The 21,982-nt window shown below is 28.8% G+C and carries 22 protein-coding genes, 1 pseudogene, 1 CRISPR repeat array and 1 riboswitch; of the genes and pseudogenes, 7 read left to right on the forward strand and 16 right to left on the reverse strand.

Annotation, left to right across the window (positions count from 1 at the left end; genetic code table 11):
- Positions 1–49 precede the first annotated feature (49 nt).
- A CRISPR array of direct repeats spans positions 50–1,790; the repeat unit is 47 nt; unit sequence GTTGTAATTACTTTGATAAATATACCAAATTGAAAGGAACTCACAAC.
- Between the two features lie 223 nt (positions 1,791–2,013).
- Together B3792_RS04885 and B3792_RS04890 are read right to left on the reverse strand one after the other, a co-directional pair.
- On the reverse strand, positions 2,014–2,271 hold the full coding sequence (locus B3792_RS04885; RefSeq protein WP_038330760.1) for a helix-turn-helix domain-containing protein: 258 nt from the start codon (positions 2,269–2,271) through the stop codon (positions 2,014–2,016).
- 1,373 nt (positions 2,272–3,644) lie between these two features.
- The gene (locus B3792_RS04890; RefSeq protein ID WP_180906566.1) at positions 3,645–4,286 is read right to left on the reverse strand and encodes a DUF6266 family protein; all 642 of its coding nucleotides are present in this window, start codon (positions 4,284–4,286) and stop codon (positions 3,645–3,647) included.
- Positions 4,287–4,753: 467 nt separating this feature from the next.
- A riboswitch (Fluoride riboswitch) is annotated at positions 4,754–4,822 on the forward strand.
- A 31-nt stretch (positions 4,823–4,853) separates the two neighbouring features.
- Between B3792_RS04890 and B3792_RS04895 the strand changes: the two genes are divergently transcribed.
- Positions 4,854–6,161, forward strand: a complete 1,308-nt coding sequence (locus B3792_RS04895) for a voltage-gated chloride channel family protein (protein ID WP_291058623.1) — start codon at positions 4,854–4,856, stop codon at positions 6,159–6,161.
- Between the two features lie 10 nt (positions 6,162–6,171).
- On the forward strand, positions 6,172–6,531 hold the full coding sequence (locus B3792_RS04900) for a DUF190 domain-containing protein (protein ID WP_291069011.1): 360 nt from the start codon (positions 6,172–6,174) through the stop codon (positions 6,529–6,531).
- A 175-nt stretch (positions 6,532–6,706) separates the two neighbouring features.
- On the opposite strand, the gene B3792_RS04905 is transcribed toward B3792_RS04900, so the two are convergent.
- A complete protein-coding gene (locus tag B3792_RS04905) occupies positions 6,707–6,928 on the reverse strand; it encodes a hypothetical protein (protein WP_291069013.1) in 222 nt (73 codons plus the stop codon).
- Positions 6,929–7,149: 221 nt separating this feature from the next.
- Here B3792_RS04905 and B3792_RS04910 point away from each other — a divergent pair, with 221 nt between their 5' ends.
- Positions 7,150–8,205: a hypothetical protein gene (locus B3792_RS04910; protein WP_291069015.1), complete on the forward strand. Its 1,056-nt coding sequence runs from the start codon at positions 7,150–7,152 to the stop codon at positions 8,203–8,205.
- A gap of 194 nt (positions 8,206–8,399) precedes the next feature.
- Here the strand turns inward: B3792_RS04910 and B3792_RS04915 are convergent, their stop codons facing one another.
- Positions 8,400–8,591, reverse strand: coding sequence for a cold-shock protein (locus B3792_RS04915; protein WP_135837047.1), 192 nt, complete (start codon positions 8,589–8,591; stop codon positions 8,400–8,402).
- Positions 8,592–9,721: 1,130 nt separating this feature from the next.
- Here B3792_RS04915 and B3792_RS04920 point away from each other — a divergent pair.
- Positions 9,722–10,819, forward strand: a complete 1,098-nt coding sequence (locus tag B3792_RS04920) for a calcium:proton antiporter (protein ID WP_221856569.1) — start codon at positions 9,722–9,724, stop codon at positions 10,817–10,819.
- A gap of 278 nt (positions 10,820–11,097) precedes the next feature.
- Here B3792_RS04920 and B3792_RS04925 read toward each other — a convergent pair whose 3' ends face one another.
- From B3792_RS04925 to B3792_RS04980, 12 genes and pseudogenes are all read right to left on the reverse strand, one after another.
- On the reverse strand, positions 11,098–11,397 hold the full coding sequence (locus B3792_RS04925) for a hypothetical protein (protein WP_221856567.1): 300 nt from the start codon (positions 11,395–11,397) through the stop codon (positions 11,098–11,100).
- A gap of 556 nt (positions 11,398–11,953) precedes the next feature.
- Positions 11,954–12,640: a type 1 glutamine amidotransferase domain-containing protein gene (locus B3792_RS04930; protein ID WP_291069018.1), complete on the reverse strand. Its 687-nt coding sequence runs from the start codon at positions 12,638–12,640 to the stop codon at positions 11,954–11,956.
- An 8-nt stretch (positions 12,641–12,648) separates the two neighbouring features.
- Positions 12,649–13,284, reverse strand: a complete 636-nt coding sequence (locus B3792_RS04935) for a nitroreductase family protein (protein WP_291069020.1) — start codon at positions 13,282–13,284, stop codon at positions 12,649–12,651.
- 8 nt (positions 13,285–13,292) lie between these two features.
- A complete protein-coding gene (locus B3792_RS04940) occupies positions 13,293–13,658 on the reverse strand; it encodes a DUF1304 domain-containing protein (RefSeq protein WP_291069021.1) in 366 nt (121 codons plus the stop codon).
- 10 nt (positions 13,659–13,668) lie between these two features.
- Positions 13,669–14,091, reverse strand: coding sequence for an organic hydroperoxide resistance protein (locus B3792_RS04945; protein WP_180906578.1), 423 nt, complete (start codon positions 14,089–14,091; stop codon positions 13,669–13,671).
- Positions 14,088–14,513, reverse strand: coding sequence for a MarR family winged helix-turn-helix transcriptional regulator (locus B3792_RS04950; RefSeq protein ID WP_038330686.1), 426 nt, complete (start codon positions 14,511–14,513; stop codon positions 14,088–14,090). Before B3792_RS04950 ends, B3792_RS04945 begins: the two co-directional genes overlap by 4 nt.
- A 155-nt stretch (positions 14,514–14,668) precedes the next feature.
- Positions 14,669–15,748: a peptide-methionine (R)-S-oxide reductase MsrB gene (gene msrB / locus B3792_RS04955; RefSeq protein ID WP_115000181.1), complete on the reverse strand. Its 1,080-nt coding sequence runs from the start codon at positions 15,746–15,748 to the stop codon at positions 14,669–14,671.
- The gene (locus tag B3792_RS04960) at positions 15,745–16,233 is read right to left on the reverse strand and encodes a DUF417 family protein (protein ID WP_115000182.1); all 489 of its coding nucleotides are present in this window, start codon (positions 16,231–16,233) and stop codon (positions 15,745–15,747) included. The genes msrB and B3792_RS04960 overlap by 4 nt, the downstream gene beginning before the upstream one ends.
- 635 nt (positions 16,234–16,868) lie before the next feature.
- Positions 16,869–17,405, reverse strand: coding sequence for a sigma-70 family RNA polymerase sigma factor (locus tag B3792_RS04965; protein WP_038337322.1), 537 nt, complete (start codon positions 17,403–17,405; stop codon positions 16,869–16,871).
- 322 nt (positions 17,406–17,727) lie between these two features.
- A complete protein-coding gene (locus B3792_RS04970) occupies positions 17,728–17,871 on the reverse strand; it encodes a hypothetical protein (protein ID WP_185144204.1) in 144 nt (47 codons plus the stop codon).
- Positions 17,872–18,001: 130 nt separating this feature from the next.
- Positions 18,002–18,322: pseudogene (locus B3792_RS04975) on the reverse strand (LysR family transcriptional regulator); the annotation flags it as partial.
- 18 nt (positions 18,323–18,340) lie between these two features.
- Complete coding sequence (locus B3792_RS04980; protein ID WP_125350406.1) at positions 18,341–18,721, reverse strand: hypothetical protein; 381 nt, start codon at positions 18,719–18,721, stop codon at positions 18,341–18,343.
- Positions 18,722–18,818: 97 nt separating this feature from the next.
- Between B3792_RS04980 and B3792_RS04985 the strand changes: the two genes are divergently transcribed.
- The 3 genes from B3792_RS04985 (at position 18,819) to B3792_RS04995 (ending at position 21,778) form a co-directional block, all read left to right on the forward strand.
- Entirely contained in the window at positions 18,819–19,991 is a 1,173-nt protein-coding gene (locus B3792_RS04985) for an MFS transporter (RefSeq protein WP_291069024.1), read from the forward strand.
- Between the two features lie 12 nt (positions 19,992–20,003).
- The gene (locus B3792_RS04990; RefSeq protein ID WP_291069026.1) at positions 20,004–21,116 is read left to right on the forward strand and encodes an alkene reductase; all 1,113 of its coding nucleotides are present in this window, start codon (positions 20,004–20,006) and stop codon (positions 21,114–21,116) included.
- A gap of 143 nt (positions 21,117–21,259) precedes the next feature.
- Positions 21,260–21,778: a zinc-binding dehydrogenase gene (locus B3792_RS04995; RefSeq protein ID WP_286496246.1), complete on the forward strand. Its 519-nt coding sequence runs from the start codon at positions 21,260–21,262 to the stop codon at positions 21,776–21,778.
- Positions 21,779–21,982 lie beyond the last annotated feature (204 nt).

Below are 21,982 nucleotides of genomic sequence, written 5' to 3' on the forward strand. Positions count from 1 at the left end.
ATTGAAAGGAACTCACAACGCGCGTCGATGCCAATCGTCAAATGCGTTTGTTGTAATTACTTTGATAAATATACCAAATTGAAAGGAACTCACAACACTCTGATTAAATCAAGAAAAACATTATCTGTTGTAATTACTTTGATAAATATACCAAATTGAAAGGAACTCACAACTAAATGAAGAGTTGAATATAAATGGAATTGGTTGTAATTACTTTGATAAATATACCAAATTGAAAGGAACTCACAACTTGCCTCGTTCGAGTTTAATACCGTCTAAAGTTGTAATTACTTTGATAAATATACCAAATTGAAAGGAACTCACAACGTAAGGAATTACTGCTAAATGATTAGGTTGGTTGTAATTACTTTGATAAATATACCAAATTGAAAGGAACTCACAACCAAGAATTCACCTTGCCAGGAGCTACCAAGGTTGTAATTACTTTGATAAATATACCAAATTGAAAGGAACTCACAACGGCTTCTATCATTAAAAAATTAAGATATTTGTTGTAATTACTTTGATAAATATACCAAATTGAAAGGAACTCACAACTAATGGTGATAGTGGATTTATGGATAAACTGTTGTAATTACTTTGATAAATATACCAAATTGAAAGGAACTCACAACCGAATCAGATTTACGCAAGTTAGATTTAATGTTGTAATTACTTTGATAAATATACCAAATTGAAAGGAACTCACAACGAAGGTGATAATACTTATTATAAAGGACAAGTTGTAATTACTTTGATAAATATACCAAATTGAAAGGAACTCACAACTATTAATCATATAACTTAAAAACATGGCATGTTGTAATTACTTTGATAAATATACCAAATTGAAAGGAACTCACAACAGAATTACGACCGCTTTTTATTACTTACTTGTTGTAATTACTTTGATAAATATACCAAATTGAAAGGAACTCACAACTGCGACCTAGTGCGTGTTCTAAAGTATTATGTTGTAATTACTTTGATAAATATACCAAATTGAAAGGAACTCACAACTTATCTAATGATACAAAGACTGCAATCGTAGTTGTAATTACTTTGATAAATATACCAAATTGAAAGGAACTCACAACTATACCTTATCGGTATTATTATACAAATCGGTTGTAATTACTTTGATAAATATACCAAATTGAAAGGAACTCACAACAGGTTGGCACCCGAATTGTTATTCTGACGAGTTGTAATTACTTTGATAAATATACCAAATTGAAAGGAACTCACAACTCAATTAAGTATTGAGGATATTTAGGACTTGTTGTAATTACTTTGATAAATATACCAAATTGAAAGGAACTCACAACATACCTTGTTAAATTTAATTCAATAGCCTTGTTGTAATTACTTTGATAAATATACCAAATTGAAAGGAACTCACAACTAAATGAACTTCATCGAATAGCTGTGGTAAGTTGTAATTACTTTGATAAATATACCAAATTGAAAGGAACTCACAACAACCTTTTAGAACGTTGTAGTCAATAGTTTGTTGTAATTACTTTGATAAATATACCAAATTGAAAGGAACTCACAACATACTACTTTCATAATTACTAATATTCTGTGTTGTAATTACTTTGATAAATATACCAAATTGAAAGGAACTCACAACGCAAATCGGGGTTAAGTGGTGAAGCGATTGGTTGTAATTACTTTGATAAATATACCAAATTGAAAGGAACTCACAACACAGACAGATGTCAATTGCATCAAATTGCAGTTGTAATTACTTTGATAAATATACCAAATTGAAAGGAACTCACAACACTAAAGCATCATCAATTCGTTGTTTAACAGTTGTAATTACTTTGATAAATATACCAAGATTTGAAATCAATTCACAACCCAATTTCAGAGCGTGATTGGTGTACTTCTGTTGTAACTACTTACGTAAAATTACTAAAAGTAAAAGGAACTCACAACCTGTTTGTTATCCTCGTAATGAACCCAGTCGTTGTAACTACTTACGTAAAATTACTAAAAAAGCTCTTATCCAAGAGCTTTTTTGTTAAAGAAATGTTTTGGGTAAAAGTACTTTTTACCGAGCTTAAAACAAGGAATCGTCTTGTTTTTCCTCATGCGATACAACGTTTTGTCACTAACGTTAAGTAGCCTTTGCACATCTGCACTGTCGTAGAATCCGTGATCTTTGTCCGTGGGTTGTATATTCGTAATTAATTCTACTAAAAGAAGTTTTAACTCGTTGCTATCCTTCTCTTTTTGTGTAAAAAAGTAAGTGTTTTGCATACGTATTAATTGACTTAATTTCAGCAAGATACGTATTTTAATTAAATAAAACAAATCATAAGAGGAAGTAGGGATAGGGAGGGGGTGTTAATTTTTTTTATTGATTTTCTGTTTTAATTATTCGAATTTCTTTTTTTTTATGTCACTTTTTACTTGACTAAAAAGTAACCAAAAAGTCAAGGCCGTAAACCTCTCTACTAAAAATGTTCTCATTCCACTAAAGATTTTAAAAACCCTACGGGCTAAAACCTTTTTTACGTTTCATTCAATCATTTTCTTAACGTGTGAGTTTTAATGCCGTTCTCTTAATTCTTTTTCAATATTCAAATTCACTTTTCAATGAATTAAAAACCGTCCTTATTTAAGAATGTTTATTTATTGACCTTTAATATTTTACGTTGATTTATTGTTAATGAATAGGAATTTAAAATCCGACGATTTAGAATCGAAATGTAATTCAACTCTAAATTATTAGAATATAAAAGTTGGAGTGTTTGAGTGAAACGAGTTGCCAACTTTATGGAAATAATTTAGTTAGTTGAATCATTGAGAGTCTACTGTCGGCATCTTTTTTTGTTTCGTTTTTTGGATGAGCAAAAAATGAAAGTAAGAATTTAAAATGGTCACTGAGGTACTCTAAGTGCAGAATCTTTCCATTACTTCTTTTCTAAATCAAATTCATTTTAACAATGAATTTCAAAAACCGTCATTGCTGAATAGTCGAGTGTCAATTCGACGTAGCGAGTGTTAAAATGATTTACTGTTTACATTTTATATGTGAATGATTTAAAGCATTTAGCGAGTAGTCGTTATTGACCGACTTGTAAGCATAGACTTGATGTTTTTGGTTCGTTTTTGTGTCAAGACAAAAATGAACGTATGTACCTAAGCTCCACTGGAGCTTCTCCTTTTAATTTCAAATTCTTAATATCAAATGTTTTTTCATCAAGGTTCCCCGTAGGGCATATGAATTCATTTGAAAACAATAATAACTCATGAATAAAAAATCAATGAAATATAGTTTTGAAAAACGAGAATAATCTTTCTATCACTTTTTTGAGAGCAAAAAAGTAATCAAAAAACTCTTGGCTGTAAACCTCTCGACTAAAAATGTTCTCATTTCACTAAAAGATTTTAAAAACCCTACGGGCTAAAACCTTTTTTACGTTTCATTCAAACATTTTCTTAACGCGTGAGTTTTAATGCCGTTTTTTTAATTCTTTTTCAAATACCTAATACATTGTACATAAAACATAATACAATTCCCACATTTCATTAAAACAAAAAAATACCAAGAATAAAATTCTATTTCTAAAACCTTATTCTCGGTAATGACTAAACAAACAGTAGATAGAACTGAGATCATACGCTTGTTATAACACCTCGTGTTTCCCTAAATAGGTACTGGTACTAGCTTGTGTTCTTTTCTCTGTGTTGAGGTAGATCCACACATCAACTTCTTTGTTTTGGTAGGGAGTAGGTAAATTAACGCTTGCTAAAAGGGTATCACGTGTCGCAATTTCTTCGGAGATGTAGAAACTATTCAGTTCCTCACAATAGCAAACCACGTTTACAAGATCCGTTTCTTTCGCATTTCCTTGCCCTGAGTTATCTTCCCAACTAAAACTAAATGTACCAGCTGTTGTGGCATCAAGCTCTGGAAGCTGAAAATCTAATAACTCGCCTTTGGTAATGAGAACACGTGCTACGATAATAACAGGTAAGTCTAGCACCATTTCTACAGCATTGGTTAGGGTATAGGAAGTAGCATTGTTAAAACGAGATTGTTTACCTGCTTTATTCCCAAAATACCTGTTTTGGATAGAACGCAATGGTTGTAAAAAATCAATAGTTTTCCTAAACTTTACCCGTTGGATTAACTGCTCCTCTGTAGGTGCTTTTTTTGATGCTTTTGGTAGACTTCGGATAATATCCTTTCCACGCCAGTTAACACCAATCACTGTTCCTACTTTTCCTGAGAATCCGCCAAGGATTCCTTTTTTAATTTCGGCCATACTCTTAATTTTTTATGTTATGTAGCAGCAAGTTAGTGGAATAATGCATTGGTTTTGAAGTTTGCAAGACACCATGTCTAGTATAGACCATTAATGACCGCTATTGTCCATTTTTGTCCGGTATGGAGGAGAAATGAAAAAAGACAGAAAACACAACTTTCCTTTATTAGAACGGGTTTGTGGCAAAAATGATAAAACTAGAAATAGGGTTTGTTCGAGTGTCCTTCGAGTGTCCTTCGACAACGGTTCGGAAAAAGGGGTGTTTTGTCGAACAACGGTCGAACAAGTGTCGAAGGATTGTCGAACAAAATAGAGGTGAAGTGAAGGAAAATAAATAGGTTTTTATTTGAAACAGAAGTTGTTTTATTAATGAATTCGACTATAACTAAAATGAAAATATAAGATTACAGAGAAAAAAATCATGATTAAATTAATAGATTTTTTTTAAAAAATATTAATTTTGCAGTAGATAAAAAGGAAATGGTGTTCTTCCTTACCCAACCGCTTTATAAAAAGCTGATGACGCCTGATTAAATAAAATGATCTAAACATTTTAATCAGGTAGTTATGCAATTAAAACAAACAAAATCTTTTAGCAAAAAAATAAATTTACAGTTACATCTGTTGTTTAGACAATTTCCTGCAATTCCTTATATTTTAAAATGGGCATTTTTATGTTCTCTTATAGGACTGTGTGTAGGTAGTGCTTCGGCAGGTTTTCTTCAATCATTAAATTGGGTTACAAATTATCGTGAAAATCATTTATGGTTAATTATATTTTTACCGATTGGTGGTTTCTCTATTGGTTTACTTTATTACTATTTTGGTAAAAACATTGAAGCTGGAAATAATTTACTTATTGATACAATACATAATCCAAAGGAAATAATTCCTTTTAGGATGGCTCCGTTTGTATTTATAGGAACACTTGTTACCCATATGTTTGGAGGTTCAGCAGGTAGAGAAGGAACTGCATTACAAATGGCAGGAGCAATTGCAGATCAATTTAGTAAACCATTTCGATTGATAGAATATGAGCGAAAAATTTTAATTATTTCAGCCATTTCAGCTGGTTTTGGTTCAGTGTTTGGCACACCATTAGCAGGAGCCATTTTTGGTTTAGAAGTTTTTTTAATAGGACGATTAAAATACGATGCTATTTTTCCTGCATTTTTGTCCGCAATTATAGCTGATTTAGTTACCAAACTTTGGCATACTGAGCATACACATTATCATATCGATTTTGTTCCTGAAATTTCATTTCTCAACATTTTTTTTACCATTATAGCAGGTGTTATTTTTGGTATATGTGCAGCAACATTTAGTAAATCTATGCATAAGACAAGTGCTATTTTTAAATCAAAAATAAGTTTTCCACCTTTTCGTCCTTTAGTAGGAGGTACAATCGTAGCTCTTGCAGTTTGGATAATTGGTACCACAAAATATATTGGTTTGGGCGTACCAACAATTGTTGAATCTTTTGAAGAGCAATTGCCAGCGTATGACTTTCTATTGAAAATGATTTTTACCATTTTAACACTCTCAGCAGGTTTTAAAGGAGGAGAGGTAACACCTTTGTTTTTTATTGGAGCTACTTTGGGGAGTGCAATAAGTATTTTTATCCCATTACCGATTGGACTTTTAGCAGGAATGGGGTTTGTTGCAGTTTTTGCAGGAGCAACAAATACGCCGTTAGCTTGTAGTATTATGGCACTTGAACTTTTTGGTGTTGATTGTGGAGTATATGCTGCTATTGCGTGTGTTGTTGCATATTTGATTTCTGGTAACAACAGTATTTATAATAAACAAATGATTGGTGAACCAAAGTATAAGAGATTTTTAAATCAAAAAGGTAAACGATTAAATGAACTCTAAAAACAATTACATGAACTCAGAATTACATAATATAAATATAGTGAGAATATATTTTAGTTATGGACAGCAAGCCAAAGGACAGTCTTTTTGGGAAAGACTTTGGAATAATAATTTAGGTCAATTACTTTTGAAAAGAGCAAAAGAAATGAACATTAACCAAGCAGCAATCTTTATAGCTAAAGCAGGTTACTTGCACAATGATAGTATTAGTTTTAATATTTCAGAAATTCCATCAAACAAGAACCCAGTTTGCCTCGAACTTATTGATACACCTAAAAATTTGAAAAATTACTTAATAAAGAACAAAGCATTACTTTCTGAGGCAAATATTGTTTTGTTCAATGAGAGTAGTTTTAAATTATCACAATAGAAAAGAAGAAAAGAGAAATACAGATGTCAATATTATTTTCAAAAAAAATATATTATACTTAGTTAATTGATAAAATGAAAACAGTAAATTGTTCGCTTATATTAATATTGGTTTTTCTAAATATTGAATAGTTCAGTAAAATGAAAATTTAGTAATTTATATTTTTCGAGTATTCTTACTTATTTAAATACTTTTTCATAATACTCAATACATTTTTGAGAGATTGTTCAGTAATTAAAATGGTTGATTTTTCTATCATTCTAGTTGTAAAATCATCACAACAAGCAATAATTCTAAATCCATCTTTTGTTTCAATAAACTTTGGACTTTCATTGTGATCAGAACATTTTTCTAATTCAATAATATCTTTAATAAATTCGTAGTTAATTTTATCCATGGTAGAGAGCTTTTATAAAATTATTTAATTTATTATTTTTTATCTTTTAAGTTAATCCCATTATAATTTTAAAAATTGTGAGATATTATAAATTTTAACTTTACTTGATTCGAATAAAATTATACAGTTCATCATAAAAAAACATCAACTCATCATTTTATTTTTGAACATTATAAAGATCGCTAATATTTTTGAATCAAAATAATTAACATCAAATCACAATGAAAAAATTTTTAAATATCATTAAGTTTATATTCATATCAATTTTAAGCATTTTTATACTTGTATTTATTTACTTTTTTATAAGTAATAAATTGTTTTTAGAATCAAAAAATGAGAGTAATTTGTCATATTTAGCTCAAAATAAAACTGACGTTACAGATTCAATTGATGAAAAACTATTTGATAATGATTTTTATAAATCAAAGGTTTTTCTGCTAGGCGAAATTCATGGATATGCAGATAATCAAAAATTAGATAAAGAGCTACTTTTTTTCTTAAATAGAAAGTTAGGTGTGAGATACTACATAGCAGAAATGGATAGCATAACAGCAAAAAAAATAAATATTTTTTTAGAGGATAGTTTGAAAGATAGGCAAATATTAAAAGAAGTAGTATTAGCAATAAAGAAAAGAATACCACAACAGTCTAGTCAAGAATTATTTGATAAATGGAATGAAATATATGACTATAATCAAAAAATAGCAGATTCATTAAAAATAAAAGTAATTGGGATTGACAAAAATTTTGACGATAACTCAAAAGAGTCCAGAGATTTAGCAATGGCAAATAATTTTAAGAATACAATCAAAAAATTGAAACTTGAAAATGAAAAATTTTATGGTCTTTTTGGTTATTATCACGTTTTGCAAAATGCAACTGAAAATGGGAGAGGAACATTCGCTTCTGAATTAAAAAAATCAAATATTAAAACAACAAGTTTTGTTAGTTATACTATAGATAGTGAAATGTATATGCCAAAAAATCCTCAGTTTCCTACTCCAGAAAATGAAAAAATAGATTGGATAAATGCAGACGGTCCTTTACAATTGGTAAAAGGAATAAATGATCTAAAAGAATTAAGCAAGCCAAATACAATAACACTTTTTAAGTTAAATTCACAAAATTCGCCTTACAACAATTCGAAGTATTTAATCAATGTAAAATCTAGAATTTTTGGAGAAAATATAGTTCCTCAAAAAGGTAGATTTACAACAGATTATTTTCAATATGTGTTTGTATTGAGAAATTCGCAGGCGCTTACAAAAATGAAATAGGAACAAATTAAAAAACAATTAAAAGTTTATAATACATTTTATAATTCTAGCACAGCATAACAATAAACAGTTGGTGTTTTGAATGAAAAAAGGCTGAATTCCTTTATAGAATCAGCCTTGTATAATGTTTTAAATAATATTGTAGTTTAAAAACAATTATATGTTTACGTTACTATATTATTATTAAAGTTTAATTACATGCGTCTAACGTTAGTAGCCATAAGACCTTTTTGCCCTTGTTCTACTTTAAACGAAACTTTATCATTTTCTCTAATATCATCAATTAAATTTGATGTATGAACGAAAATTTCATTTCCTGTTTCTTTAATTGTAATGAAACCAAAACCTTTTGTATCGTTAAAAAACTTAACTGTACCTTCTTGCATAATATTTTTTTTAAAAAAGAGAATAATAAAAAATTTCTATAATTATACATAAAGGAACTATTTCTATTCTAAAAAAAGAAATCGTTTATTATTCTCAATAAATTAATCAACTTAACGCGTGATAATTAACGTGAAATACTTGAGATTAAAAATCAATTTGAAATTGAATATATTGAAAAGTATAAAGTAAAAGTAAAAAAATACAATGTTTTAAGAAGTAAAAGGCTTGCTGCCAAAAAATTAAAAATGGTATGTCTAAAAAATTTAGTTTGTAACTAATTAATATCTTATCTCTGATATCGCTACAAATGTAAAGTAAATAGTTGGATAAATAACAATTTGACAAAAAAAACATTTTTTAAAATAAAAGTCTGTTACTGCTTTACATTTTTTTGTTAGACTAATTTTATAGGAAAAATCCATTCGAATACATTTATATGATATGAATTAGCTAAGGATGTTAGTTGATAATGGCTTGAAACTTTACCGAGAATAATAGATTGACTGACTTGATATACTTCAGAACATATTTCATTTTATAGATTTTTAGGAATAATAAATTAATATGATTATAATTTATGAAATCAAAAATTATTCAATTCGATGTTGAAAATTTATTATTACTCTTATTATTTATAAAGATAATGATGTAAATAATTATAACAACTAAAAAAGCTGTAGAAATTATATGAAGATGTGTTCCTATTTTAAATCGGTGCTTTTAATATACCCACTAATTATTTGTATAAAATATATCATAGTTAATTGTAAAAAATAATTTATAATAATCCTGATTTTAAATTGTATCATATAAAATAATCTTTCATTTCTAATGATGGCTTTATAGATTATCACTATATTTGAGAATATTTTATTTACATATAAGAAAATTCAAGAACTCTTATTTTTCAATTTTTTTTCAAAGATTATTCAGTATTTTTTCTAGTCTTTCTAGACTTCTATTCAATTACCACTTTGATTTTAATGTCCAAATTTAGATGTCTAAAACTATTGAAGTTTAGTTAGATTCAGCATTTTTAAATGAAAGTTTCTTATACTCTATGTATATAATATAGAACAGGACACTCATTTTTAATTCCTAATTACTACAAAAAACACTATTATCTTCTATGAAGAAAAAAATATATCTTTTAGTATGGACTATCCTTATTCCAATATTTGGATGGTTAACTTATTTTGGACACAACTATTTTTCTGGAGCATTTTATTCTTTTATTTTATCTTTCTTGCTCATAGGAAGTGTACTTGCAGCTGTACACCATTCAGAAGTCATTGCTTATAGGGTAGGAGAGCCATTTGGTACACTTCTCTTAGCATTCGCTATTACTATAATTGAAGTCGCTTTGATTATATCAATTATGTTAGGAGCAAAAGGATTAGAAACTATTACGCTTGCTAGAGATACAGTTTATGCAGCTGTAATGATTATTATTACTGGAATTATAGGAGGATGTATCATTATAGGCTCTATAAAATTTAAAGTACAGAATTTTACGCTTCAGGGTGTAAGTACAGCATTAATTACTCTTACTTCTATTATCATTTTTGTACTTATTCTACCTAATTATACGATTAGTCATAATGGAGGTGAGTATACATCTATGCAATTAGTTTTTGTATCTATTATTAGTTTAGGCTTATACTTTGGTTTTACAATGATGCAGACTATTCGTCATCGTAGTTATTTTATATCTCCAGAGAATAAATTATCTAAAAATAATGAGTTACATAAACTTCCAATAAAACCATCACGCAAGGAAATGTACATAAGTATTTTATTTTTGATATTGTGTCTTGGTATTGTTGTGTTATTGGCAAAGTTACTGTCAAAAGATGTAGAACATATTGTAAAATGGGCAGGTGCTCCAAAATCTCTAGTAGGAGTAATAATAGCAGGAATTGTACTTCTTCCGGAATGTTTAGCAGCTTTTCGAGCAGCAAGAAATAATCAAATTCAAACATCTTTAAATTTGGCTTTTGGTTCTGCCTTAGCAAGCATTGGGCTTAGCATTCCTGTAATTGCAATAACATCTGTAGTTACAGGGATAAGAATGAGTTTAGGTATTGATACTAAATCAACTATTTTACTAGGATTGTCATTATTTATTATTACTATTTCTTTAGCAACAGGGAAAACTAATATTATGCAGGGATTTGTATTAATATCAATTTTTTTAATTTATTTATTCACTATAATAATACCTTAGAAATCATATTATTTATTAGTTTTTTCTGATGGTAAACAATTATTAGCTAGATGTTTTATGTTAAAATTTCTTAAATATATAGAAGAAGATTGGAAATGTTAATGAGTGATTTTTTATATAAAAAGATAATTTTTCTTAAGTTCATTACTATATGGACACACCCAATTGATAATTTGGGGTTATTTTTAAATCAACTCTTAATTATATTTGAAAAAAGGTTCAACTGTAATACAGTCAAACCCATTTGAAATATCATAATATAAAATTCTGAATAGCTTTTAAGCGTAATTTTTTACATTTTGAATATAATTTCTCACATCGTTTATAAAATTTTTAGATAAAAAAGAACCTTCTATACATTCTTTTTTATTTTTCTCATTAAGCAATAGAATTTCTTTTAATTCATGATTCAAATTAAAAACCGCTTCTATTGCTAATAAGTTAAGTTCTACAGTATAATTAGCATCATCTATTTGAGTTTTATTTATAGCTTTACTTAAAGCAAATTGAGATTTTTGATATTCATTAATATAATATATTAAATTATCCAATTCATCATTAATTCTTCCAGTTGTCATACTTATTTTTTTAAAAGGTACACAATAATAATTAAACTCTCTACTTTATGTGTAATTATAACATAGAAATAACATAAATGGAAACATATTTAATAAATTCAAAAAAGTAATGAAAGAAACTCATCTCATTCTATACTTTTTCTCTTCAAATATTCAACATAAATGAAGGATTTGTTTTATTTAAAAAACAATAGAAGTTTTTGTTTAACAAAGTAAGGAATTAATGAAGGAAAATAAATGGATTTTTATTTGAAACGGCAGTGATTTTTACAGTTTATTGCTATAAATAAGAGCCTACTTAAAATTAAGTATCAAATAATTTGAAATAAATTATTTGATAAGTATTAAAATAGGCTCTTGAAATTCAATCAATTCATCATCATCATCACTTTCACAGTTGATTGAATTCTTTTATATAAAATATAAAATATAAAATATAAAATTTGGGCGTTCCCTTTGGTCGGGATTTCCGTTGCAATCTTTTCTAATCAGGAAAGGATTTTCTCTACAATCCCTAACGCAAATACGAATCAATATTTATATTAAATAAAAATTTTTATAAATTACTTTGTAAGTAAGTAATCATTTTCTCAGCAACTTTTTCCGAAGATGCAGGATTTTGACCTGTAATTAATAAACCGTCTTCTACAACATGCACTCCCCAGTCTTCAGTTTTAGAGTAATGACCTCCTAATTTTTCTAATTCAGCCTGAACTAAGAATGGAACAACATCTGTTAATTGTACCGCATCTTCTTCAGAATTAGAAAAACCAGTTACATTTTTTCCTTTTACAAAAGGTTCTCCATTACTTAAAGTAACATTCTTGAAAACTCCTGGAGCATGACAAACAGCACCAACTGGCTTACCAGCATTATAGAAATCTAAAATCAATTGTTGAGAATGCACATCATTTGCTAAATCCCATAGTGGTCCATGACCTCCTGGATAGAAAATAGCATCGTAATCCTCAGCTTTTTCATTAGCTAATACATGTGTATTTGCAATTAAAGCTTGAACATTTTCGTCTTTATTGTAACGCTCTGTAGCTTCTGTTTGTGCAGCTTCTGTTTCGCTATTAGGATCTATAGGAGCTTGTCCTCCTTTAGGTGTAGCAATAGTAACTTCGTGTCCAGCATCTACAAATTTGTAGTAAGGAGCAGCAAATTCTTCTACCCAAAATCCTGTTTTATGTCCTGTATTTCCCAATTCATCATGAGAAGTAACAACAAATAATATTTTCATAATTTTAATTATTTAAATTCAACAATAAATTCTTCGTTTGGTAGTCTAACTTTTTTCATAGATCCAATCCAGTCTAATTCAGGATCGGCAACACCAACATAGATTAAAGATACACTTTTAAGACCTAACTCGTCTAATTTTAAAACTTTATCTACAATAGCGTTATCAAAACCTTCTACAGGAGTAGTATCAACTTTTAACTCAGCAGCTTGTGCTAATGCAAGCCCTAATGCAATATAAGTTTGACGAGCAGTATGTGCAAAATTTTCCTCTGCTGATGTATTCAAGTAAATACCTTTTATTTTATCTGTATAACTTCCGAAACGACCTCTTGGCAATCCTCTTTCATCTGTAGTAAAATCATATACTTTATCAATTCTTTCTGCTGTATAGTTGTCCCAAGCAGCAAAAATAATTACATGTGAACAATCTCTCATACATTCAGGATTAAGAGCTCCTTTTACCAATTGATTTTTTAAATCTTGGTTCTCTACAACTAATACTTTAAAAGGTTGTAATCCAGATGAAGTAGGTGCTAGTCTAGCAGCTTCTACAATTTTATCAATTTTATCTTGACTAACTTTTTGCGATGGATTGTATGCTTTTACTGCATGTCTCCAATTTAAATCTTCTATTAATGACATTTTTTTAATTATTTCGTTAAAAACACAAACAACATAGCAATTAAAGCAGGAATACCTTGTAAAAAAAATATTTTTTTACCAGAGGTTATACCTCCAAAAATACCTGCAACAGTAATACATCCTAAAAAGAATAGACGAATATTACAACTCCATTCATGATTTTCTATAAGAAAAGACCAAATAAGTCCTGCAATCAAAAAACCGTTATATAATCCTTGATTAGCAGCTAGTCCTTTCGTAGGAGTAAACAAATCTTTTGGTAAAGATTTAAATGTTTTTTTACCTGCTGTTTCCCAAGCAAACATTTCCATCCAAAGAATGTAACAATGTTCAATTGCAACAACTATGGTTAAAGTACTTGCTATAATTTCCATATCTATTGTATTAACCTACAGAAACATTTAATTTAACTTCAATATTTCCACGAGTTGCATTAGAATAAGGACATACTTTATGTGCTGTTTCAATAAGCTTTTGAGCTTCTTCCATTGAAACACCTGGTATATTAGCATGTATCTCAGCTGCAAGACCATAACCTCCGCTTTCTAATTGTCCGATAGCTACTTTTGCTGTAACGCTCGTTTCTCCTGTTTTTATTTTTTGCTGTTTGATCACCAAATTCAAAGCGCTATCAAAACAGGCAGAATATCCTGCTGCAAATAGCATTTCAGGGTTTAAAAAGTCATCATTTGCACCTCCTAATGCTTTTGGAGTACGTACTTGCATATCTAAAACACCGTTTTCACTTTTTACTTGTCCACTTCTACCTCCCGTAGCTGTAGCCTGAGTTTCATATAATTTTTTCATTGTTGTTTGTTTAAAATTTTATTTGCTATTTTTTTTAATTGTTTAAGCTCATCTACAGATATCGCCATTGATTCTAACAATTTTTCAGGAATATCTTTGGCTTTCTCTTTCAAAGCACTTCCTTTTTTGGTCAAAGAAATTACTACAATGCGCTCATCTTCAATATTTCTACTTCTAACAACCATTTCTTTTTGCTCCATTCTTTTTAGTAAGGGTGTTAGTGTACCGCTGTCTAAGAAAAGTTTTTCACCTAATTGCCCTACTGTTTGCTGTTCTTCTTTCCATAAAACCATAAGCACTAAATACTGTGGATAGGTAATATCAAGTGGATCTAAATACAAACGGTACATGTTGATTATCTTTTTTGAAAGCGCATATATGGGAAAACAAAATTGATTATCTAGTTCTAGCGTATCTTTCATAGTTGATCAATATTAAATTACATAACAAAGTTACAAAATTATATTTTACACAATATAATTTTGTAAAACATTAACAAATGTTTTATTAAAAATTACAATCTGTAAACATTAAGTAATACCTTTTATAATATTTAGAAATAGAATTTTATTAGTTTTTATTTTATTAAGGATAAATATTTTTCATATCCTTTAGCTTTCATTTCTTCTTTTGATATAAACTTTAATGATGCACTATTAATACAATATCTCAATCCTCCTTTATCTTTTGGGCCATCATCAAAAACATGACCTAAATGAGCATTACCAGTTTTACTTCTTACTTCAGTTCTTTTCATTCCAAAAGAATTATCATTTATTTCTTCAATAAGATTTTTACTGATTGGTTTTGAGAAACTTGGCCAGCCACAACCTGATTCAAATTTATCCGTTGACACAAAAAGAGGTTCACCAGTTGTTATGTCTACATAAATTCCTTCTCTAAATTCAGAATTATATTCATTTGAAAAAGGTTTTTCTGTTGCACCATTTTGTGTAACATCGTATTGCAAAGAAGTTAAATGTTTTTTAAGTTCACTTTGGCTTTCTTTGATATATTCTTTTTCTTGAATAGGATTTGCCTTACGAGCATCATCAAATAAACTTGGTGATATATGGCAATATCCTTTTGGATTTTTATTTAAATAATCTTGATGATAATTTTCTGCATCATAAAAATTATGTAAAGGCATATTTTCTACTACAATTTTTTGATTATAATTTTTTTCTAAATCTTTTAACTTCTGATCGATTAATTTAGAGTCAGTTGGGTTTGTATAATAAATTCCTGTTCTATATTGTGTCCCTAAGTCATTTCCTTGTTTGTCTAGACTCGTAGGATCTATTGTCTTAAAATACAAATCAATTAATAATCCTAGATCAACTATATCAGGATTATAAGTTACCTTGACAGTTTCAGCAAAACCAGTTTTACCTGTGATCACTTCTTTATAAGAAGGCTTTTCTATAGTTCCATTAGCATAACCTACAACTGTATTTGTAACCCCTCTGACCTGTTTAAAAAAATGTTCTGTTCCCCAAAAACATCCTCCTGCAAAATATATTTCATTTTCTGATGTGTTATTCATTTTCTGATGTTTATTCGATTTAACTAAATTATTTTTATGAGTTTTACAACTTATACTTGTTAGTATTATTCCTGTAATAATTAATGAGCTTATGATGAATAATTTTTTCATGATTTTTTATTTAAAGATTGAGCTAAAAGAGTGAAACCAAAGCCGAAGTAAGCTATATCTTTTAAAATGAAAAAATCTGTTACAGGAACTCCATCAACAAATTTCCAAATCCCGGGAGTTGTAAAAAGATAACTAAGAGTTGTTCCGAAAATAATAAGAATAGCTATTCCCGCATATTTTTTTAATGATTGATATTTTAAAGTTAAAACAACTAATAATGCTACAAGTAATTCAAGTACTCCAACTATATTAGATACAGTTTGATCACTAAATATTTTATAAATCCAAAACGATAATGGGTGATTTTCTACAAGAGACTTTATAGCTTGAGCCTCTGTTGGTGTAAACTTAAAAATGCCTATCCACACTAAAAGTAATACTGTTCCAAATAGAGGTAAGTAATATCCTATTTTGTAAAGATTTATAAAGGGTGAATTAATATTCAAATTATCTTTATGAGTATGAACTAAATTTTTTGTTTCCATTTTTTAATAATTTTTATTGTATATACGATCTTTTATAATAGTAGTCGTATAAATAATTAAAACCTGACAAAAAAAATCTATTTTTTTTTGTTAGATATTAATCTTTCTATAATTTTTACAAAAAAAAACCATTGTAAATGTATCATTTAAAATGGTTTGAGTTTTTTTTATTGTTTTATGAATTTATCTTAAATTTCATTAAATATGTGATGTATTATAATTAAAATAAAAATTAACTTTAGACTATACTTTGGAAATTATTTAATAAAAATTTTAGTCTTAAAAATAGCAGTTTAAAAAGAAAATATTATTTATACACTTTATTTTTTGATGATAAACATTCGTAATGTATTTATTCATGTTTACAATGAGTTTCTATTTTGGACTTTATTTTAGATTTTAGAGCATCTACATTAATTAATTTTTCTTTTGAATTTTGTTTATTCAAAAGATTATCTATTAGCTTTACTTTTTTGTAGTAAGAAGCGCACCATTTACAACTATAAATATGTAAATTCAATCTCAAATTTTGAATTAATGAGATTTTTTTTGCATTTTTTTTCTCTATTTCAAATGTTATTTCATTACAAGGCATAATAACCCAATGAATAATTTTATTCCACATAAGTTAATTTTTAATTAGATAAATTAGATTCAATGCACTCTCTTAATTGTAATCTAGCTCTTTGAAGAATCTTCCATAAATTAGTCGATGTAATTCCTATTTCCTGACAAACAAGTTCTGTTTTTTTTTGTTTTAAATAGTATAGTTTTATAGGAATTAACCATTTATTAGGTAATTTTTCTAAACAATTTTCTAAATAGTTTTCTCTAATATTATTTTCATTTTCTGTCCAATCATTTAATATATTTTTATCAATCCAATTACCATTTTCATCAAAAAAATAATCTAAAGTGATCTCATTTTTATTATTATATTTTTTTCTGTAAAAATCAGAAATTTTATTTTTCAAAATACTAATTAACCAAGTTTTTACAGAGCTATTCCATTGAAATTTTTCATAATTTTCAAAAGCTGAAATAAAAACATCTTGTACTAAATCTTCTGCATCTTCTTTGCTAGATATTAAATAGTTAGTTTTTTTTAATAGGTCCAATGTATAATCATCAATCCATTTTTGGATATTAATATTTTTATCTTTATTTATCATAGGTATATTTTTATAGAAAAGTAATATTTTATATCATAGAAAAAAAACTATAAAAAATGATTACTTTTTCTTATTGCAAAATTTCAAGTATTTTCTTCTAAAGTTGGAATAAATATAGAAAGTTCTAAAGCTTCATGATATATTAATCCTTCTTATAATGATAATAAAACAATTGATAGAGTAATTGTTCCACGATTAAAGTAAGAAGAATTATGATCAAAAATAGTCTATATTAAAAATAGTAATAAGTAGCAATTTTATATATTATAGCCCCTTATTAAGCAAAAGTTGGAAAAATAATTAACGTTATAAAAAAATATCTCTAAAGTTTATCTGTTAGATTAAGCTCCTTTTTAAGTGCTTTTGGTAGAATTCGGATAATATACTTTTCACGCCAGTTGACACCAATCACTGTTCCTACTTTTCCTGAGAATCCGCTAAGTATTCCTATTTTTATTTCGGCCATAATCTTAATTTTTTTTATATTATTTAACAGTGAGTTAGTGGGGTAATATATTGGTTTTGAGGTTTTAAGGTGCGACAGCTAGTATATACCATTAATGACCGCTATTGTCCATTTTTGTCCAGTATGAAGGAGAGTAGAAAAAAGATGAAAAACACATTCCTACACTTATCGTTACCCGCTCATCTTGCGCACGTTTATGGAAATGTTGTTCTCCATTTTCGAGTTTTTTTAGTGGGTCGATAATATAATTGTAAAATATTTTTCCTTTTTCAGTCGGAACCATTTTACGCGCCGAACGATCAAATAATTTTGATCCCGTATAGGCTTCCAATGAGTTCAAATGCAGACTGACACCAGGTTGAGAGATGAACAATTCTTGAGCCGCCGCCGATAAAGTTCCTGTTTCGTAAATCGCTTTAAATGTGCGCAACCATTCTAAATTCCAATGCATAATTTTTTGTTTTTAAACTTAATCGTAGGGTAAATCATTTGGATCGACATCAATATAATCAGGCTTTGGAAGCATCGCTAATCGAAAAGCTTGTATAGAAGTCCATCCTTCTAAATGCGCTTTTACAACACCATGCATACCATCCATCAATTTACCTTCTGGACAAATAATTATAGGATAAGCAAGATCAGCTTCTTGGATCAATTTTATATGTTCGGTAATTGATCGACAAGTAGGCGAATCACCTTCATCGCTGTACCAATAAGTTTCGTTATACTCTTTGATGTCTTTTAAAGCAATTGTTTCTGATTGAAGCTCTTGCGTTAACTGAATCAATCGATCCACATCCCAAGCGTAAAGTTGCTGATTTATTCGACGAAAATGATATTGTTTTCTCATTTATATAATTATTATGATACAAAGGTACAATTTAAATTATTTTTAAAATAAAAAAAAATGATAGAAATTTACAGTATCAATAATTAAAATTATAATAATGAATAAAAGTTTATTAGCATTAGCTCTTGGTGGATTGGCAATAGGGGTAACAGAATTTACAATTATGGGAATGTTACCAGATGTAGCAAAATATTTTGATGTATCTATTCCCAAGGCTGGATATTTGATCACTTCTTATGCCTTAGGAGTTGTTATAGGAGCTCCTTTACTTATAGTTGGTATGAGAAAGTATTCATCAACAAAAATGCTTTTAGGTTTGATGTTGTTATTCACAATATTTAACGCTTTGTCAGTTATAGCACCTTCATTTGAATTTTTAATGCTTTCTAGATTTATTTCTGGTTTACCTCATGGTGCTTTCTTTGGTGTTGGTTCAGTAGTGGCAAGTAAATTAGCTCGAAAAGGAAAAGAAGCTCAAGCTGTAGCAACTATGTATTCAGGTTTAACGCTAGCGAATTTATTAGGGGTGCCTTTAGGGACCTACATAGGACATCACTTTTCTTGGCGATATACTTTTTTATTGATTGTAATTATTGGAATTCTTACTCTTGTTAGTTTAAAACTATGGATGCCTGAGGTAAAAATTAAAAAACAAGAAAACCAAAATAATCCATGGAGCGATTTTGTAATCTTTAAAGATAGTAAAGTATGGTTTATGATTTTAATTTTTTCTGTAGCCCCAGGAGCATTATTTGCATGGATCAGTTATATCGCTCCGTTAATGACACAAGTATCAGGTGTACAAGAGCAAAATATGCCTTATATTATGGTATTAGCGGGATTAGGCATGTTCGTTGGTAACTTAATTGGAGGAAAACTCACAGATCGATTCTCTGCATCTAAGATTGTAATGATTGTTCTTTTCTTACAAATTTTAACTATGGGAACTATTTATTTTACGGCTCAGATTACTTGGTTGTCTTTAGTGATGACATTTATAACAGGTGTTGTCTCTTTTGCCTTAATCCCGTCTTTAACTTTATTGTTATTAAAGTCAGTTAAGAGTAATTCGGAATTACTTGTTGCTTCTTTAGGACCAGCTTGCTTTAATATCGCAAATGCTTTAGGAGCTTATTTAGGAGGTGTTCCCCTAGAAAAAGGATATGGATATACATCAGCTGAGATTGTAGCTATTGGTATGGTTATATTAGGCATAATCATATTTAGTATTTATATGAAAACAAATAAAAATAGAGTACAATTAATTTAAAAAAATAGAAGGATGAAAATTAATATTTTTAAACTAGCAAAAATTGGTTCGTTAGAATTAAAAAACCGTATCGCAATGGCTCCAATGACAAGAGCTAGAAATAAGGACGGAATACCAAAACAATATAATGCTGAGTACTATAGTCAGCGCACTGGAGCAGGTTTGATTATAACGGAGGGAACTGCAATTTCAACTACTGCCTCTGGTGTACTTCATATTCCTGGATTATATACACCTGCTCAAGTACAAGGTTGGAAATTAGTTACTGAAACAGTTCATGCTAAAGGAAGTAAAATCTTTACTCAACTATGGCATGTTGGACGTATATCAAATGTTTCTAATCAACCAGATGGGCAGGCTCCAGTAGCTCCTTCCAATATTCAGGCTAGTAATTCTTCTGCTTGGGGATATGACGAGAATGGAAAAGAAGGATTTGTGACAGCTTCTAAACCAAGAGCTTTAGAAACTAAAGAGGTCTATCAAGTAGTTCTTGATTTTGCTAATGCAGCTAAAAATGCTATTGAAGCAGGTTTTGATGGTGTTGAACTTCACGGAGCTAATGGATATCTTATCGAACAGTTTTTAAATCCATATGTAAATAATAGAACTGATAGATACGGTGGAAGCATTGAGAATAGAAGTCGCTTTTTACTAGAGGCAATCGATGCAAGTATTGAAGCAATTGGCGCGGATAAAGTTGGTATTCGTTTAACTCCTTATGGAGGTTTACATGAATTACCTCATTATGATGAGATAGAGGAAACTTATGAGTATTTAGCCCAAGAATTAAGTAAAAGAAAAATTGCTTATATCCATATTATGGATCAAAAATCAAGAGGAAGTTTTGCTATTCCAGAAGGGTTTTTAGAGCGTTTTAGAGCATGGTATGATGGAATAATTATTTTGGCAGGTGGAATGGACCGAGAAAAATCAGAAAAATTAATCAATCAAGGTGTAATTGATATTGCAGGTTTTGGTGAACCATTTATCTCTAATCCTGATTTAGTTGAACGTTTAGAAAATAATTGGCCTTTAACTGAACCAAAAAGAGAATTGCACTATGGATTAACTATGGAAGGATATCTTGATTGGAAAACCTATAAACAGGAAAATAGCTTACTATAATTTAGTATAATATGAAAGTATCTATAAATTGATTAATATGGAGATCCTCACAAGGTTTTTAAGCAAATAGAAGTGTTAAAACCACAGGTTTTACCAGATCAAGTGCTAATCAAAGTAAAAGCTAGTGCTATAAATCCCATGTTGTGTTACAACTAGCAAAAATTTGTGAAACAGAGGTTCATGCAATGGTTTCAAGTGTAAACAAAGCAAAATTAGCAAGTAAATTAGGAGCAGATTATACCATTAATTATAAAAAAAAGCATATAAATCAGATTATTGATAAGTATACTAATGGGCAGGGATATGATGTTGTATTTGATAATGTTGGAGGAGAGAATCTATTCAATAGTTTTGCGCTTGCTAAGATAAATGGTTCGATTGTCTCTACTCTTACTAGAGATAAAAAGATTGATATTTCAATTTTACACCAAAAAGCATTAAACCTTCATTTTGTATATATGATTACTCTATTGATTTATTATAATCTGCAAGGAATCGATAAATTAAAAGAAATAATGAATCAGTTAACTATTTGGGTTGGACAATCAAAATTAAAACCACTTATTAATAAAGTATTTGATTTTGATCATGTAGCTGAAGCTCATCTTTACGCTCAAAGTGGTCAGGGTTCAGGAAAGACCATCGTAAGTATATCCGAATAATTAAATATATCAAACACAAAATTTAACCTTATAGTTAGTCAGTTTTTTTCTATTGAGTGAAATCCCTAAAGTATACGATTATGATAAAAATGGCATTGGTGGAAGAAAAACAATTGTTATAGCTGATAAACAAAAGAGTCGATAAATTAATCTATCACTATTCTGATAAAAATATATAATTTAACCTGTTGTGCATTTTGATTA

This window comes from Empedobacter sp. UBA5924 (assembly GCF_002431085.1).
Taxonomy (GTDB): domain Bacteria; phylum Bacteroidota; class Bacteroidia; order Flavobacteriales; family Weeksellaceae; genus Empedobacter; species Empedobacter falsenii_B.

Bases quoted from the DNA above. Each gene is read 5' to 3' on its own strand.
- msrB (WP_115000181.1), bottom strand. From the start codon at position 15,748: ATGAAAAAATTATTCATCATAAGCTCATTAATTATTACAGGAATAATA.
- B3792_RS04940 (WP_291069021.1), bottom strand. From the start codon at position 13,658: ATGGAAATTATAGCAAGTACTTTAACCATAGTTGTTGCAATTGAACAT.
- B3792_RS04925 (WP_221856567.1), bottom strand. From the start codon at position 11,397: ATGACAACTGGAAGAATTAATGATGAATTGGATAATTTAATATATTAT.
- B3792_RS04905 (WP_291069013.1), bottom strand. From the start codon at position 6,928: ATGGATAAAATTAACTACGAATTTATTAAAGATATTATTGAATTAGAA.
- B3792_RS04985 (WP_291069024.1), top strand. From the start codon at position 18,819: ATGAATAAAAGTTTATTAGCATTAGCTCTTGGTGGATTGGCAATAGGG.
- B3792_RS04935 (WP_291069020.1), bottom strand. From the start codon at position 13,284: ATGTCATTAATAGAAGATTTAAATTGGAGACATGCAGTAAAAGCATAC.
- B3792_RS04885 (WP_038330760.1), bottom strand. From the start codon at position 2,271: ATGCAAAACACTTACTTTTTTACACAAAAAGAGAAGGATAGCAACGAG.
- B3792_RS04920 (WP_221856569.1), top strand. From the start codon at position 9,722: ATGAAGAAAAAAATATATCTTTTAGTATGGACTATCCTTATTCCAATA.
- B3792_RS04960 (WP_115000182.1), bottom strand. From the start codon at position 16,233: ATGGAAACAAAAAATTTAGTTCATACTCATAAAGATAATTTGAATATT.
- B3792_RS04910 (WP_291069015.1), top strand. From the start codon at position 7,150: ATGAAAAAATTTTTAAATATCATTAAGTTTATATTCATATCAATTTTA.
- B3792_RS04970 (WP_185144204.1), bottom strand. From the start codon at position 17,871: ATGGCCGAAATAAAAATAGGAATACTTAGCGGATTCTCAGGAAAAGTA.
- B3792_RS04930 (WP_291069018.1), bottom strand. From the start codon at position 12,640: ATGAAAATATTATTTGTTGTTACTTCTCATGATGAATTGGGAAATACA.
- B3792_RS04950 (WP_038330686.1), bottom strand. From the start codon at position 14,513: ATGAAAGATACGCTAGAACTAGATAATCAATTTTGTTTTCCCATATAT.
- B3792_RS04895 (WP_291058623.1), top strand. From the start codon at position 4,854: ATGCAATTAAAACAAACAAAATCTTTTAGCAAAAAAATAAATTTACAG.
- B3792_RS04980 (WP_125350406.1), bottom strand. From the start codon at position 18,721: ATGAGAAAACAATATCATTTTCGTCGAATAAATCAGCAACTTTACGCT.
- B3792_RS04990 (WP_291069026.1), top strand. From the start codon at position 20,004: ATGAAAATTAATATTTTTAAACTAGCAAAAATTGGTTCGTTAGAATTA.
- B3792_RS04890 (WP_180906566.1), bottom strand. From the start codon at position 4,286: ATGGCCGAAATTAAAAAAGGAATCCTTGGCGGATTCTCAGGAAAAGTA.
- B3792_RS04965 (WP_038337322.1), bottom strand. From the start codon at position 17,405: ATGATAAATAAAGATAAAAATATTAATATCCAAAAATGGATTGATGAT.
- B3792_RS04945 (WP_180906578.1), bottom strand. From the start codon at position 14,091: ATGAAAAAATTATATGAAACTCAGGCTACAGCTACGGGAGGTAGAAGT.
- B3792_RS04900 (WP_291069011.1), top strand. From the start codon at position 6,172: ATGAACTCAGAATTACATAATATAAATATAGTGAGAATATATTTTAGT.
- B3792_RS04915 (WP_135837047.1), bottom strand. From the start codon at position 8,591: ATGCAAGAAGGTACAGTTAAGTTTTTTAACGATACAAAAGGTTTTGGT.